The following is a 14933-nucleotide window of genomic DNA, read 5'->3' as shown; positions in this document are numbered from 1 at the left end:
CATCGATTCCGCCGCGTGAGGGAGCGAAGCCGTGGCCTGTCAGCACGCCCGGTGCCGCTTGGCGCAATGCTGCTATCGATGCGATCGAGCGCAGCAGCAGGCGCGAATGGAAGCAGGCAACCGGCTACCACCGGCGCTCGCTGGCCGAGACCTTGATGTACCGACTCAAGGTGCTCACGGGTCCCTGCCTGTGGGCGCGGCAGACCGGCTCGCAGGCAACCGAGGTGTCGATTCGTGTGGGCGTGCTCAACCGCATGGTAGCCCTCGCTCGCCCGCAGTCCGTCCGTATCGCCTGAGATTGAAAGCACAGAGGTCATGTTGTCGCTACGCCTGATTTACGCAACAACGCCTCGAAGAGCGGACTGCGATCTACAACCGGATGCGCGGGCTGCTTGCCGAATTCGGCGTCGTACTGCCGCAGAGCCCGGAGCGCTTGCGACGAGAGATCACGCCCCATCTGGATGCGTTGCCGGGCTGGGCACGACGTTGCATCAGCGATTTGCTCGAGCACGCCGGCAACGTTGAGGACCGGCTCGTGGAATACGACCGCGCGATCGGCGAAATCGCACGCAACGACGATCGCAGCAAGCGACTCATGCAACTACGCGGCATTGGTCCGACCACCGCGAGCGCACTGCTCGCAAGCATCGGTGCCGGGCGTGATTTCAGGAATGGCCGCCAGGTTGCAGCCTGGCTCGGACTCACGCCGGGTCAATACAGCAGTGGCGGCAAAGCGCGGCTTGGCGGCATCACCAAGGCGGGCGACGCTTACATTCGCTATCTGCTGGTGAACGGTGCGCGCGCAGTTATCGCGAGTCTCGGTGAGAAGCAGGACCGCATCAGCCGGTGGGTGCGAACCCTTGTTGAGCGCCGCGGATATTGGCGTGCTGCCGTCGCGATTGCCGCGAAGAACGCGAGGATGGCGTGGGCGATGTTGTCGCTCGCAATTTCCGCTAGCGGCGTCCACAGCAGCGCTAATCTGTCCGCTAATTCGGCTAGCGCACCTTGCCGGGGTAGCGAAAATGGCAATCCTCGCGATAGCGATTTATCGCCCGAAGAGCAGCCGCGAAGTTTGCGGCATTGCGTAAAACGGATGCCGGCAACGTCTCAAGCGACGCGTGATGTATCCTGCAATAGTCCGCTGTCGGGTCAAGCCATTCTCTCTTCCAACGCGGAGCGCACACGTCGGCATCGTTGAGTACAAGGCAGCGGAAACAGTATGGGAGGCGTTGACGGTTCGTCATCCAACCTACCGGAGTCTCGATCGCCTTCAGGCGGCCATCGTTTAGACGAGCCAGCGTCGAGAGCCGTTCAAGTGTAGACTCGTCGAGTCTCGGGAACAGTATCCACCCTGCGGTGCCAAGCGTCGGCAACGCGGTCGGAACGCTCCTCTCCCAGAGCATTCGAACGCTTATCTGATATCGGGCTGCAACGCGGCCCAGCCAGCCACCAAACGCCTCTTCAAAAAACGGTCTCGGCGCGACCGGCCACGGAAGAACAGCATCAGGCAGTGTCTCGCGCGACATGTTCGAGATGTGACCTACCGATGAACTCGTCGCCGCTGCGAATCGAAAATTCTGCCGCGTCGTTCAGAAGCGTCGATATTTCCCCCGTCAGCCCGCCGCTCGCGGCCAGCACGAACTGGACGATTTCGCGTCGCGTTAGATCAGATGGCTTGCGCAGCGGCAGTACACGCTCAAACGCCGCCAGAAGACGCCTGAGGCTGTCGCCTTCCCTCCAACGTGGAATTTCAAACGGTCGGTAGCGACTATACATCTGAGCATCTGTCTGGAGCGCCAGCACCGCGTCGCGAGTGCCGACGAGAACCATGCTGATCTGCAGGTCATTCGCGAGATATTTGAGCAGATTCAGCGATGCGCGCTGCTCTCTATACGTACCGGCGAGCAGATGATGTACCTCATCGACAATCAGTACCCTGGGCGCCACGCGGCAAAATGTCACGAGTGAGTCTCTCCAGCGAAGCAAGACCCGCTGCGGGATTGTGGGGAGCGCCGAGTTCGAACAGCAGGCCCGAGTAAGACCTGTGCTGATCAGGTGTCGGAGGCATCTGCATGGTGAGGACTGAACATCGCTCGATCCCGCTCCGTTCATCGAACTCGCTGGGGTGCGCACGCTTGAATTTTGCAGTGATCTTCGTTTTGCCGATGTTTGAGTCGCCGTGGATGAGCAGGCATGGCATGCGGTCGCGGCGCGGCGTCTCGTGAAGACGCTCCAGGAGCTGCAGCGCTTCGGTGGCGCGAGGATAGTCGATCCATCGGTCGCGAAGAAGGCTGCGTATTCGTTCCTCGTTTCCCAATCGGGCCTGCTCTCTCGCGGTTGGGAGTAAATGTGACAACACGTCCTGCTTCATGTTGCACCTCACCATTGCTCGACGTCATAGGCTTTCACCGGAGAGTCGTAATTGACCTGGCCTTTCTCGTGTTCAGAATCCTGCTGTCTGAGAGAAAGATCGTTAAATGCCTCGATCGCCGGCAAGCGCCGCTGGCGCAGACGTCGATGTGCCCGTGTCCCGCGGGTGGCGTCGGCAATTACGCGACGCTGATCCTCTACCGCGCGAAAAATCATGGTCTCGGAGATCGAACGTTGGCCTTGCGCCCGAATGGTTTTCAGCGCGGTTCGTTGTTCGAATAGCGAGATAGACGGGCGTCGCAGGTCAGCATAACGAACCTCAAAATAATCCTTGCCTCCGCCACTCACAAAGATGCGGGAAAGGTCTTCGGGATGGTACCGTACGCTCACCGAACGTCGCGTTTCTCGCCAGGCGGCGAACAACGGATGCCAGTAACGAATACGGAAGATCGTGAGGCCGTCCGCCTGTATTGTCCTTCGTGCGACAGGCAGGAACCATATCAGGAACCGCAACTCTGCGTCGGCTGCCGCCGGCAACTGTTGCGTATCGGCCGAATACGAGAGCGCTCGCCAGGTATCCGATGGCGTCGCGCCCAGAAGCCCACGATGAGGACTCTGGTGATATCGTCTTCCGATCTCGATCGCGAGCCATCGCTCGAATTCCCCGAGAGTTAGCGCTGCACCCTTCTCTGCCTGCCGTACCTTGCGTCCTTTCGTAGAGGAGCCGGTCGCGCCGGGCAAACCGCGAACGCGCTCCATTATCGTCCTGTTGAAACGTTCGATATGACCGCCGAAGTGCGGCCGTCCGACCGGACGATACATTAAATCGATACCGTACTCGCGACAGCCACTTCGAAGCGCCCGGCTCTTGAACTCGGCAGCATTGTCGAGGTGCAAAACGCGGGGAATACCGCGCATTGGCCACTCTGCCTCGGCCCTGATCTTTGCAAGCCATGGGGTCTTGGACAATGCCCTTGTAAGAAGCAACCCAACCGTAGCCGCCCCCGGTCTTTCCATGCCGACGTAAAAACCAAGTACGCATCTCGTGGCAACGTCCAACGCAACCGAAAGCCACGGGCGGCCGATCACCTTCCTGTCCATCGCGCTGACCAACAGCACATCCGCTTGTGTATGGTCGACCTGCACAATGTCCAGGGGATGCTGAGCCCGAAAAGTTCCAGGTGCGATCTGCGACTCAGGAAGTGCAGCACGCCTCAGCGCGTCCTGCTCGCGATGCTCTGACCATCGCCGGGCCACAGTTGACCGGCTGGGCGGCTCCACCGCCGCGGCAACGCATCGACGTCGAATCTCAAGTACAAGATCGGTTGCAGGATGCGCTAATTGACGCTGCGCCGGTAGCCAACTTTGCACGACTTCTTCGATTATGTTGTCGGCGGCCGGACTTAAACGGCGACCGCCCGGCGTCGGACCACGGTGCTGCGGATCGAGAGCACTCGTCACAGGGTTCGCCAAAAATCGCTGCCGCAGCCGATAGACAGTTGTCCAATGGACGTCAAGCAACTGTCCGGCACGCTTCGCCTGAACTCGCGTCAGCGGCCCCCGCCCAAGCGGTCGTAACACGGCCGCCACCTTCTTGGCACGGCTGTCTATCTCGTCAGAGGATGCCATGGTGCCCTCGCCCGCGCTCCTGATCGCGCTAGCGGAATTAAAGGACATCGCAGGTGCGCTAGCAAAATTAACGGGCGTCGCCCGCTTGAACTGTTGCGGGAATGCAACGAAGCCGTAATCGTTCAAATCGCGCTGAATCGCTTATCCGGCGCCAAGTTCAGGCCTTTCCGCTGCTAGCAAAATCCGTGGTCATGGCTAGCAAAAACTGCGAGCAACAACATCAACTGAGCGCGATTGAACTGCCGGACTCCGGTCTCGTATCTGTCCCGGTCGCGAAGACCTATAACATTTTGTGCGCGTCGCCTTCGTATCTTTCCCGGCACGGTGTCCCTTCAACGGTGGCTGACCTTGCTAACCACACCTGCATGCGCACCAGCAGCCCGGTGTTTCCGCAAAGCCGATGGAATTTGGATGGACCTCACGGGACGGAAACCTTCGAACTTCCTCCTTCGCCCTTCCAGGTCAACGTCGCGGAAGCAATGGCTCTCGCAGTGCGCGAGGGGCGAGGCATCGGCGCACTGCCCCTGTGGACTGCAATGCCGTGGCTGCGCAACGGTACGCTGCGGCGTGTACTGACGACACATCGCATGAATGAAACGCAGATCCGCGTCCTTTACGTATCCCGGGAGTATCTGGATGCAAAAATCAGAAGCTGGGTAGACTTTCTGCGCGACTTCATTCCACGAGCGCTCGATGATGCCGACATGTTGTCCTCCACGTGCTTGCATGCTGACGCAGTTTCGCGCAGTGACGCAGATGACCTCGCAGTCGACCAACAGCAGGATAGCCCGTGCGCCTTTTCGCAATTTTCTTGACAAAGCCACGGCGCCCGAAGGATGGCGGTGGACGCTTGCACAACTAAAGTTGTTAACACTGCGGTGCGATGCAAAATTTAACTCTGAGGCCCACCGCGTAAAGCGCAACGGCCGGTTTGCACTTCAAGCGGGTAAGGACACGCCGTCACCGGCGCGTCCTTACCCGCTTGTGCGAGCGACGAAGTTTTCTCCAGAAATCGACACACAATCGGTCTATCAAGATAAGTTTTCTTATCATATGATCGGTGGCGCACTTTGTCCACAATGCCTCCACTAACCAACCCTCTATGCCTGGAACAAAGCTCATCGCTGCACGAAAAGAACTTGCGCTTGCGGCCCACGCACTCGAAAACATGAAATCCTCGACGGATCTGGCGGAGTTCGACGCTCAGAGGAAAGCCTTTGCAGGTCACACAACACGCGTATGGAACAAGACAGAGTCGGCGTTAAAGGGAGATCCGCGGTTCTATAACGCCAAGCACGTTAAACGGTACAAGGCGGCCAGAAAGGACGACGCGCTCATCAGTTACCTCGCGCATCTGCGGGACGTCGACGAGCACTCGCATGTCGACACAACCACAACGCTACCGCCGGGCTTCGTGAACATCTCTGCGGATGGCCGTGTCTGGGCGCGGAATCCGAAGATCACCATCAATGGCGTGACGATGGACCTCCCGCCACCCCCGGGCTTTAAGCAGAAAATAGTCGGTGCGGAGCTGCGCGCATGTCCGGTCACCAGCAGGGGCAAAACGTACGACGTGCCGACGGCGCACCTCGGACAGGACATCACAGCCGTAACGCTGGTTGAACTGGCTGAATTCGCCCTGGCGTTCTATACAGGCTTCATCGATGGCCTGGCGTCCGAGGGCTGGGATTCAGAATAACGACGCGCACGCAAGCCACGAGCCCGGCGGACACGTGCTCGGATGAGTGGGAGTTACGTCAGCGCAGCTTTTTGAATGCATCGCCAAACATCTTTTCGATGTGATTCTTCGCTTGCTCCACAGCAACCTTCCTGAGCTCGCCGTAGGTGCCTGCGGATACCCCGCATTCGGCACATGAAATCTCGAGTGTGTCAGCGGCGGCGTCAGGCCACGATAGCTGCGTGCCACATTTATTGCACTTGAAAGAAACGCGGATCTGGTCGTTGGGCATACTTGGTCGCCGGATGTTGGTAGTTTGGTTCAGGGTGGGTACCGCGACGCCGACATCAATCGACGAACAACTGTCAACGGCTGCTCGTTTTCGCGGATACGAATAGATTTTCGCTACGGTAACATCTAATCAATCAATGTTCTGCCAGACTCGCAACCGCTAAAGTCCGCAAGGCTGGCGCCGATAACGCAGTGAACGAACGGGGACTTTGCACGTGGACGGGATAACGGAAGCGGCAACAGCGTCGCCTGCTCCGGCCGAAGTGGTGCCGGACATTATGGTTTATGCCGGACAGATAAGTCGTGCGGGTTACGATCTGGTTTGCGCCGAGCTAACGAAGAAGAAATCGTCGAAGTTGCTGTTCGTTTTGAGCACGCCTGGTGGCGATCCGCACGCTGGTTTCCGCATCGCACGAGCGCTGCAGCACGATTACGAATCTTTCGATGCGTTGATTCCATGGCTTTGCAAGAGCGCCGGCACCCTGATTTGCATCGGGGCGTCCAAACTCTGGCTAGGCGATCAGAGTGAGCTGGGCCCGCTTGACGTGCAGGTTAAGAAACATGACGAAATAGTTGGCCGGAACTCTGGCCTGGACATCTTCCAGTCGGTCAACTACCTTCAAAATCAGGCGATGAACGCGTTCCGGTCATATCTGATTGAGCTAACCACGAAGGCTGCGCTATCAACACGAGTGGCTGCTGACATTTCGACAAAGCTGACGACTGGCCTCTTCTCGCCGATTTTTGGGCAGATCGACCCAATGAGACTCGCGGAGATGCAACGCGCAACTGACATTGCGTTTGCATACGGCAGCCGGCTCGATACGAAAAGCAGCAACCTACGTGCAGATGGCTTGGAAAAGCTAATCGTCGGTTACCCATCGCACGGTTTTGTGATTGATCGCAAGGAAGCATCAAGCATATTCGTGCGGGTAGAAAGACCGACTGGTATCTATGCCCAGGTCGCTCAAGCCTTACACGATGCCTGCAAGCCGAATTTTGAAGACGACCCGCCTAACGTGCGGCTTTACCCAATGGCCCAGCCGCAATCACAAGACAAATCTGAAGGAGAGACCGATGCGCACATATCAGACCCCACGCCCGGTTCGGGAAGCGATGGCGCAAGCCAGTCTGAAAACGGCGCAGACGGCGAGCAAGCTCAGCAGCTTCGCGCGATCGCAGACGAATTCTCCGCCACAAAATCGCCCAGGAACCCCTATTCCTGATTTGACGAAGCTGCTCCACCAAGACTGACGTACTCTGGTAACGAAAAAGCCCCGCCTATGCGGACCGCCTATGCGGGGCTTTGTTTTTCTGGCGCGGGTTTTGTGTAACCCCGGCGTAACCCCGCAGAGCTGCGAAGCCTTGGAAGTGGCGCGACAGGAGGGGCTCGAACCCCCGACCCTCGGCTTAGGAGGCCGTTGCTCTATCCAACTGGGCTAAGGGCGGTCGTAAAACAAAGCATCCACAGCAACTGGCAAAGCGTACCATAAGAACCCCCGACCTCGGCTTAGGAGGCCAATGCCCAGCTTGCAAGGCGGACCGGCGGACGAAAATTGTACTTCTTGGGGCATGAAGCCAGCGGAGTCGGGAACGGCTGGTTGGATCTGCTTTCCAGCTACCGCATCCGTCGGCGAGCGAGCTGCCAATGTAGGCCGAACAGCAGTCGCTCATGTAGTCTGACTACTTTTGACACTACAGATCAACTGTCACAGTTAGGTTAGCGGCACGCTAGTACGCCAAGCCACCATGTGCGTCGCCTCAGCGTACGAAGACGCCGAAGTTCAGATGGCGAGGAGAGCCCTGCTTAACGCATCCTGCCGTACGCCTGACTGAACGTGCATCTTCAGGGCAGGCGGTCACGAATGGCGAGCAGCAGATCGAGGTGTCTTTCAACGAGCAGCGGGATTGCCGATTCACCGCGGGTCCATCGACCGATGGTCCGGCGGTCGTAGCCCGAATATTCAGCGAACGTCACCTGCGTCCAACCGAGGCGCGCCAATGCGTATGAAAGGTCAGCGGGTTTCATTGCGAGATGGACAAAATGTCCCAGACGATCGAGGTTAAGCGAGGCATTCTGTCATGAATAGCGGCAATCTCAAACCTCGGCCTGCTGTCGGCGATGGGCGCAGCATGGGCTGCTGACCCGGCTGGCAACGCGGACGCAGTTTCCCCGGCGCTCCACTGCCCTCCTGACTGGGCTCCAGCATCGTCTCTTCGCTGTTTTCCTAGTCCGGCGCCCGTGTCGAGTTACGGGTCTTCTGAATCGCTTGATCTGCCAACTGTCGGTGCGAATTCGTGTCGAGTGCAGGATTGCTGTCGATGGCGTGCACGACCCACATTTCGTACTGTGCCGTTGCATCTACTTCAGGGCAACCGTGCTTCACGTGCTAAGCGATGAAGTCGGCTTTCACACGTGCATCAGTACGGGGCGGTGAGCCGCCAGTTGCCGAATAAACCGTTGGAATAAATCGCATCGCCTGTCCCGTTTTCCGCGCTGATGTTTAATGCAACTGCGTCGCGGCATGTTCCTCCGCGTCCTTCCGCCGCCCCCTTCTCGGCGCACAGGATCAGCCCGACGGGCGGGTTTTCACCCGGCTTCATCCAGTGCTCCCGCGCGTAGTTGAGGTACAGGTGCATCTGTCCAGCGTCCGCATAGCTGAAGCGGCCGACCCTCCCAGGATCGATAAAAATGGAAACCCGATACCGCTTGTTTATCGATGACATCCGTGACCACGTCGCATCCGATTGGGTAATATGCATTCCCCTCCGGGGCGACTTGAATCGAGGTGCGCTCGCGCCAGGGTGTGGTTGATGCAGCTCGAACAGACGATTGCAGACGCCACGGCACAAACGCGGGCGATCTCGCTGTACGGCGTGCGAAACAACCGTGCTCTTTCGTATGGTTCAGCGCATGGCTGGTGTGCATCAGCCATGCGCGTGCCGCTGCGGGTGGCTGCCGGGCTGACCCGCTGAGGCCGAGAGGCACCGGTGATGACCGTTAGTCGCCAATCATTCGGTGTCCAGTCTAATTGCCGATCCAGACGTCTCGTCTGACGTAGAAGAGAGCGTGCAAAATCTTCCTCCCCAACCACGCTCTCCCCTACGCGTGCAGGGAACGTAGTGTTTCGAGTGGACGGCGCCCAGGGCTGGCAGCGTGCGACCGGTTCCGGTCGCTGACCCGCCTCATGCCCGCGCGAGAAGGATCACGCGATCCCGGCGAAGCGATGCTCCAGCCAGGCGATGATGGCGCTGGACTCGTACAACCAGCGCGACTGGCCCTCTTCCTGAATATGCAGGCAAGGCACTTTGATCTTGCCACCGCCAGCCAGCAAACGATCCCGTGCGATGGGATCGTTTTTGGCGTCGTGCAGCGTCATCGGCACATTCAGACGATGCAGGGCGCGCCGGGTCTTGACGCAGAAGGGGCACGCATGGAACTGATACAGCGATAGGCACGCCGCTTCTTTTTCTACAACCGCCTGACTTTGCGCCCCACGGCGCTGCGGGCGTGGGCGACTGACGGCGTCGCTGAGCAAAATTAACTGGCCGAGACCGAGACGCAGGGCTTTCATCAACATGGACACTACCTTGAACGGCGAATGGAAGTCGGGAAGTCTACGCTTTCCGGGATCCGACTGCTGCCGGCCTAACCAGGGGCGATCACGATGCAGCTGACGCGCCCGTCGGGCACGGCCCCGGTGGTCGGGAGCGGCCATGAAGCGGCCATGAAGCAACAGCTAACGGCCTGGAGGTCGGACTTCCTGTCGCGTGTTGGCGCGTAACAGGCATGTGGGCAACACGCCGGTCAACTTAGTTTGTCGTTGCCCTGGCAGCAAAAGATGGCCCCGTTCATTCAGACAACTTAATCGCCCAGCTGGATTCGTTTGACGCGCCGCGGTCGTGCGCGTAGACTGCGCGCCGCGGGGTGGAGCAGTCTGGCAGCTCGTCGGGCTCATAACCCGAAGGTCGCAGGTTCAAATCCTGCCCCCGCAACCAGAGCCCGGTAACGCTTTCCGCGATTTCACACGTTGCTTGATGCAAGCATTTTTCCCAACCCCGAGCACCTTGTGGGCAATCCCGGCGCGAATCCGGTAGCTTCTCACCAGCGAAAGCCCCCCGCCGAGCGGGCTTTGTGCTTTTCGGGCCTCTGACGACCCCGGCCCTGCGGTCGCTCCCGTGTTCTACACGTCTGGCCCAGGCCCGTGGCATCCTCTACAACCCCTCTTCCCGGGAATATTCAGAACATGGCAACTGGTACCGTCAAGTGGTTTAACGATTCGAAGGGTTTTGGATTCATCACGCCGGACGATGGTGGCGAAGACCTTTTCGCGCACTTCTCCGAGGTTCAGGGTGCGGGTTTCAAATCCCTGCAGGAAGGCCAGAAGGTGAGTTTTGAAGTCAAGCAGGGCCCCAAGGGGAAACAGGCAGCGAACATCAAGCCGCTGTAAGTTTTCCGGGCCGCGAACGCGGCCACCCAGCGATCAGACCGATGCAGGATTACTGCCGGTCTGGAGCCGGGCATCGACGGGGGGCGCGCCCTCCGCCTTGGCTCAGAGCTCGAGGAACGGCCGCAACCTGCCAGCACGACTGGGATCCCTCAGCGCGTGCATCGCCTTGATCTCGATCTGGCGGATTCGTTCACGGGTAACGCCAAACTGCTCGCCGACCTCTCCCAACGTCTGTTCAGAGGTTGAATCGAGCCCGAATCGCATCCTCAGGACCTTGGCCTCCCGTGGCGACAGTCCGTTGAGCGCCTCATTGATTTCGGCACGCATGTTCGCGTGAATCGCGGCCTCAGCCGGCGAACTGGCGGAGAGATCCTCGATCATGTCGCCGAGCGTCGCGTCGGCATCGTCGCCCACCGGCGTCTCCAGCGACACCGGTTGCTTCGCGATCCTGAGGATACCGCGCACTTTCTCCTCGGACATCTCCATCCGTTCGGCGAGAACGGCCGGATGCGCTTCCATGTCCGTCTGCTGCAGGATCTCGCGCGAGATGCGGTTCAGCTTGTTGATCGTCTCGATCATGTGCACGGGCACACGAATGGTCCGGGCCTGATCGGCCAGCGCACGCGTGACAGCCTGCCTGACCCACCAGGTGGCGTACGTCGAAAACTTCCAGCCGCGCCGGTATTCAAACTTGTCCACCGCCTTCATCAGGCCGATATTGCCTTCCTGGATCAGATCGAGGAACGGCATGCCGCGGTTCACGTATTTCTTGGCAATGGAGATGACCAGACGGAGATTCGCTTCGGTCATCTCCCGCTTGGCCTGCCGCATTTTCAACTCCGCCCCGCTCATCCTGCGGTTGATCTCCCTGAACTGCTGCAGTGGCAGCGAGACGCTGGTCTCGATGTCGGCGAGTTTCTGCTGCCCGGCCTGAATAGCCGGCCGATGTCGCTCGAGCGCCGCGCCAAACTGTCGCGAAGTCGCCGCCATGCGGCGGGTCCATTCAAGGTCGGTTTCGTTGCCCGGGAACGACTCCACAAACGACTCACGGGGCACCCCGCAACGCTCGACGGCGATTTGCAGAATACTGCGCTCAATCGCCCGAACCTCCGTCATCTGTTCGTGCACACCGGCACACAGGCGATCAATTGTCCTGGCCGTAAAGCGAATCCGCGCCAGTTCACGCTGGATCGCCGGGCACGCGCGCGCAACGGTCGCGGAATGTGCCTCGCCCGTAGCACGCACATCCGGCAACTGCTCAAACAGTGCCCGCACACGTGCAAAAACCGCAAGACTGTCGATCGTGAGTTGCTCGAGGCGGGCTGCATTCGCTGCCTCCGCATCCCGGGTGTCCGGCTCGACCTCGTCACCGTCCGGGTCATCGTCGCAGGTGGAGGCCTCCACTTCATTTTCTTCGGAGTCCGGCGCTATTGCGCTTTCGCTCACCGCGTCGCTGATGCCATCGACCAGTTCGTCGATACGCAGTTCGCCAGCAACGATGCGCTCCACATCGGCAAGAATGATCGCCACAACCGACGGACACGTGGCGATCGCCTGAATCATCTCCTGCAGGCCGTCCTCGATGCGTTTTGCGATCTCGATTTCGGCGGCGCGGGTCAGCAGTTCCCGGGCGCCCATTTCACGCATGTACATCCGGACTGGATCAGTCGTGCGGCCGAATTCGGAATCGACGGTCGACAGTGCCGCTTGTGCCTCCTCGTCCGCCTGATCGTCGGATGCCACGGCGGGCGCGGCGCCGCTTAACAGGAGCGTCGCCGCGTCCGGCGCCTGCTCGTACACCGCCACCCCCATGTCGCTGAACGTGCTGACGATCGTCTCCATCGCCGCCGTTTGCGTAACGTTGTCGGAGAGGTGATCGTCGATGTCCACGTGCGTCAGATAGCCCCGCTCACGGCCAAGCGCGATCAGCGCGCGCATCTGGCGTTGACGCTCCTCGTCCTGTCGCGCCATCGACTCAATGTCCAGCGGTGTCGCTACCGCCCGGGGCTTTCCCTTTGGTGCGCGGCGGCCGGTCTTTGACGCAGCCGCGATCACGCGGGATGCGGAATCGTCACGAACGCGATTTGCCACTACATTCTCCTCGAGAGGATGGCCGACGATCGTTGCAGACATGACGGCAGATCAACGTGATCTGTCGGGGTACGAACGGAATCGTGGATGACGCACGGACAATCGAGGCGGGAATGCCTCCGGCGTGATCCGGTGCGCGCAGATTGGGGAATCCTAAACAATACCAGAATGCATTGTGCGATGCAACATGCTGCGGATACGGCGTTGCTGGGTGGCGGGACAGGGGGAAATGGGGACCGGACGACCTCGCGAGCCCGAGCGCCGCGCCCCGCCCAGTTCGGCAGCCGCGCCGCGGCGGCGCACCCCGCCCTGCAAACCGAGGCAGTGCACGAGCCAGCACGTAACTGTCTGATTTGCCTCCTCACTCAACCGCATCTGTGCCGGGAGCTTCGCTTCAACCCGACTTCTCGTAGACTGCGCGAGATCTCCGGTCGCTCATGCTTGCGCCTGTGGCGACGCACCGGCTAACCTCCGCCGTGCTGTTCGAGATATTGCGAGCAGAAGGCGTGCAGCCTTCGCACAATCTCTGTCCGGTAGTCCAGGAACCAGCCGGACTGCAGATTGAAAAGCTGCATAAGAGCCGATTCGTCCTTCGGGAAAGGCCAGTCGTAGACTTGCGGAGCCAGCTCCCCGGCGGCGGCGACAAGCTTGGCGCGGGTGAGCCAGTCGCATCGCGCACCATTCGAACTCATCCAGATCCATGACGATTCGATCAAGTGGTCCGTACGCAGCCAGTGACCACTGCGGGCCATTGCAACAAGTTCCCCGACTACAAGGAAGGTGAGCAGTTCCGCTCTCGTCTCTTCATCCATAAGCGTCATCGTATTGTCTGCCTGCAAGCAGCGATGCCGTCGCCACGGACGATTTTGCAGACGGTGTCGGGAAAATCTCCGCGTACCACCAAAAACCGATCCCTGCGACTGTCACAAAAACCCCGAAAACCAATCCCCCATACCGGCCCGGCAGTTTGAGCTTGCAAGCTCTGCAATCTCTTCATGCTGTGTTCCTGTGCGTCGCGAGTGCTGTCGAGAAGAAACGCATCTATGTCGTGCGCGTTACTTCTTTGGAAGATTCAGCAGCGCATAACTAGGGCATCTACCTATAAAGAAGCAGGCTGGATGCGCAATTAAAAAGTTAGAATGTTTTCTCTAAATGAGCAAAACATCGATTAGTCATGCGGGGTCGGGCATCGTACTGTCGCCGCTGGACCGCCGGCAGGCGTTCATCGAACGTAAGTAAGGGAGTGCATACATGAGAGTTTTCGGCACCGCACAACTGGTTACTGCACAGAAGGCCAACACCGCCACCCTGTTCGCCTTGGCAAATCACGCGTTCGAAGGCTTCGAGAAACTGATTGAACTGAACACTCAGGCGGTGCGGTCGGCGCTTGCCAACAGCGAGACGTACTGGTGCGAAGCGTTGTTATGCAATGCACCAGACGAATTTGTCGCGCGGCGAACCGGTCTGATGCAGTCAGCCGCAGAACAGGCGCTCGCCTACAGTCACCAGTTAGCCGAAATCCTGTTCAAGCCATATGCGGATTGGATGAAAGCTGTTGGCATTCAATATGAAAACTACACCAGCACCGCCCGGTCGCTTGTAGAAGAGCCAGCGAGAAATGTGCCAGCCGGTACGGAGATCACGACTAGCATGATGAAGCCGGTGTTCCCGACCGCCAGTAGTCCTAGCGAGACGGTGCGCAAAGCCGCCGAACAGGTCATCAAAGCCGCGAAGAACACACGTGCAGTGAAGCAGTAAGCTGCTGGAACTACGCAGTAGTCACGACGCCGCACGTATGGTTCAGCACGTGACAACAACTACGAGATCGCTGCTTGGCAAGGAGACGCGCATGCTAAGTCCGCACGAATACACCACGTTGATGTTGGTCAAGAATGCACCCGATCAGATCGATGCGGATCGTGCGGAGCTTCACACTCTCATGAAACACCAACTGGTTATCTTTGAACTGCTGGCATCAGGGCACCGGCGACCCAGCATTACGCCACAGGGCCAAGCCCTTCTGAATGCAGTTGCACGAATCGGCTAGGAGATGCCAGCCGAACGTAACAAGGGAGACTGCGATGGGTGAATCGATGGGGATTGTGGTCGGTACGTTCGTGCTGGTGATCGCGGCAATCGCCGTGGCCGGACACTATCGCCGAGAACGGCGTCGTGCCGAATTACTCAGAAATTTGGATCATCACGAATGGTGCCGCTGGACCCCGTCCCGACATTGACCGGGTGCTGGACGATAACGATGCACGTGAAGGTTCCCGACATCGCCCGCTTCCCTAACTGCGGATTTCGGCGAACGTGACCGCCGATTTCGGGAACGTGACCGATTCGGCGGGGTTGGGCGTTGCGCGGTGTCGATTGTAGATTTCCTTGTCAGTTCTGGTCGAGTTCGGGCTCCAGGACGTTGG

Annotated in this window: 13 protein-coding genes, 1 tRNA gene and 4 pseudogenes; 10 read left to right on the top strand and 8 right to left on the bottom strand. The window is 59.3% G+C overall.

Annotated features, from left to right (window positions below):
• Both VSR34_RS36300 and VSR34_RS36295 read left to right on the top strand, forming a co-directional pair.
• Positions 1-296 (top strand): annotated as a pseudogene (locus tag VSR34_RS36300) (IS5/IS1182 family transposase); the annotation flags it as partial.
• 53 nt (positions 297-349) lie between these two features.
• Positions 350-937: pseudogene (locus VSR34_RS36295) on the top strand (IS110 family transposase); the annotation flags it as partial.
• A gap of 58 nt (positions 938-995) precedes the next feature.
• Here the strand turns inward: VSR34_RS36295 and VSR34_RS36290 are convergent.
• The 3 genes and pseudogenes from VSR34_RS36290 to VSR34_RS36280 form a co-directional block, all read right to left on the bottom strand.
• The gene (locus VSR34_RS36290) at positions 996-1526 is read right to left on the bottom strand and encodes a TniQ family protein (protein WP_342964980.1); all 531 of its coding nucleotides are present in this window, start codon (positions 1524-1526) and stop codon (positions 996-998) included.
• A pseudogene (locus VSR34_RS36285) lies at positions 1504-2371 on the bottom strand (TniB family NTP-binding protein). The gene VSR34_RS36290 and the pseudogene VSR34_RS36285 overlap by 23 nt, the downstream one beginning before the upstream one ends.
• A gap of 8 nt (positions 2372-2379) precedes the next feature.
• Positions 2380-4125: a Mu transposase C-terminal domain-containing protein gene (locus tag VSR34_RS36280; protein ID WP_342964979.1), complete on the bottom strand. Its 1746-nt coding sequence runs from the start codon at positions 4123-4125 to the stop codon at positions 2380-2382.
• A 65-nt stretch (positions 4126-4190) separates the two neighbouring features.
• Here VSR34_RS36280 and VSR34_RS36275 point away from each other — a divergent pair, with 65 nt between their 5' ends.
• Together VSR34_RS36275 and VSR34_RS36270 are read left to right on the top strand one after the other, a co-directional pair.
• Positions 4191-4814, top strand: a complete 624-nt coding sequence (locus VSR34_RS36275; protein ID WP_342964978.1) for a substrate binding domain-containing protein — start codon at positions 4191-4193, stop codon at positions 4812-4814.
• A gap of 353 nt (positions 4815-5167) precedes the next feature.
• Entirely contained in the window at positions 5168-5698 is a 531-nt protein-coding gene (locus tag VSR34_RS36270) for a hypothetical protein (protein ID WP_342964977.1), read from the top strand.
• A gap of 58 nt (positions 5699-5756) precedes the next feature.
• Here the strand turns inward: VSR34_RS36270 and VSR34_RS36265 are convergent, their stop codons facing one another.
• Positions 5757-5969, bottom strand: coding sequence for a hypothetical protein (locus VSR34_RS36265; protein WP_342964976.1), 213 nt, complete (start codon positions 5967-5969; stop codon positions 5757-5759).
• A 214-nt stretch (positions 5970-6183) separates the two neighbouring features.
• Between VSR34_RS36265 and VSR34_RS36260 the strand changes: the two genes are divergently transcribed.
• Positions 6184-7194: a hypothetical protein gene (locus tag VSR34_RS36260; protein ID WP_342964975.1), complete on the top strand. Its 1011-nt coding sequence runs from the start codon at positions 6184-6186 to the stop codon at positions 7192-7194.
• A gap of 1315 nt (positions 7195-8509) precedes the next feature.
• On the opposite strand, the pseudogene VSR34_RS36255 reads toward VSR34_RS36260, so the two are convergent.
• A pseudogene (locus VSR34_RS36255) lies at positions 8510-8713 on the bottom strand (PDDEXK nuclease domain-containing protein); the annotation flags it as partial.
• A 69-nt stretch (positions 8714-8782) separates the two neighbouring features.
• Between VSR34_RS36255 and VSR34_RS36250 the strand changes: the two are divergent.
• Positions 8783-8944 (top strand): hypothetical protein, encoded by a 162-nt coding sequence (locus tag VSR34_RS36250; RefSeq protein ID WP_342964974.1) that lies wholly within the window; start codon positions 8783-8785, stop codon positions 8942-8944.
• A gap of 230 nt (positions 8945-9174) precedes the next feature.
• Here the strand turns inward: VSR34_RS36250 and VSR34_RS36245 are convergent, their stop codons facing one another.
• Positions 9175-9549, bottom strand: coding sequence for a glutaredoxin (locus tag VSR34_RS36245; protein WP_342964973.1), 375 nt, complete (start codon positions 9547-9549; stop codon positions 9175-9177).
• Between the two features lie 341 nt (positions 9550-9890).
• On the opposite strand from VSR34_RS36245, the gene VSR34_RS36240 reads away from it, so the two are divergent.
• Positions 9891-9967 (top strand) — tRNA-Met (locus VSR34_RS36240).
• A 248-nt stretch (positions 9968-10215) separates the two neighbouring features.
• Positions 10216-10419, top strand: a complete 204-nt coding sequence (locus tag VSR34_RS36235) for a cold-shock protein (protein WP_028232943.1) — start codon at positions 10216-10218, stop codon at positions 10417-10419.
• A 102-nt stretch (positions 10420-10521) separates the two neighbouring features.
• Here the strand turns inward: VSR34_RS36235 and rpoD are convergent, their stop codons facing one another.
• Together rpoD and VSR34_RS36225 are read right to left on the bottom strand one after the other, a co-directional pair.
• Positions 10522-12552, bottom strand: coding sequence for an RNA polymerase sigma factor RpoD (gene rpoD / locus VSR34_RS36230; protein WP_342964972.1), 2031 nt, complete (start codon positions 12550-12552; stop codon positions 10522-10524).
• A gap of 422 nt (positions 12553-12974) precedes the next feature.
• Positions 12975-13322 carry a hypothetical protein gene (locus VSR34_RS36225; protein WP_154671504.1) on the bottom strand — a complete coding sequence of 116 codons (348 nt, stop codon included), beginning with the start codon at positions 13320-13322 and terminating at the stop codon, positions 12975-12977.
• Positions 13323-13761: 439 nt separating this feature from the next.
• On the opposite strand from VSR34_RS36225, the gene phaP reads away from it, so the two are divergent.
• Both phaP and VSR34_RS36215 read left to right on the top strand, forming a co-directional pair.
• Positions 13762-14268, top strand: coding sequence for a TIGR01841 family phasin (gene phaP, locus VSR34_RS36220; protein WP_342964971.1), 507 nt, complete (start codon positions 13762-13764; stop codon positions 14266-14268).
• A gap of 323 nt (positions 14269-14591) precedes the next feature.
• Positions 14592-14747: a hypothetical protein gene (locus VSR34_RS36215; protein WP_342964970.1), complete on the top strand. Its 156-nt coding sequence runs from the start codon at positions 14592-14594 to the stop codon at positions 14745-14747.
• The last annotated feature ends 186 nt before the right edge of the window (positions 14748-14933 follow it).

The sequence above is a fragment of the Paraburkholderia sp. JHI2823 genome (genome assembly GCF_038900695.1).
GTDB lineage: Bacteria > Pseudomonadota > Gammaproteobacteria > Burkholderiales > Burkholderiaceae > Paraburkholderia > Paraburkholderia mimosarum.
This window is presented reverse-complemented; position numbering and strand designations above follow the sequence as displayed.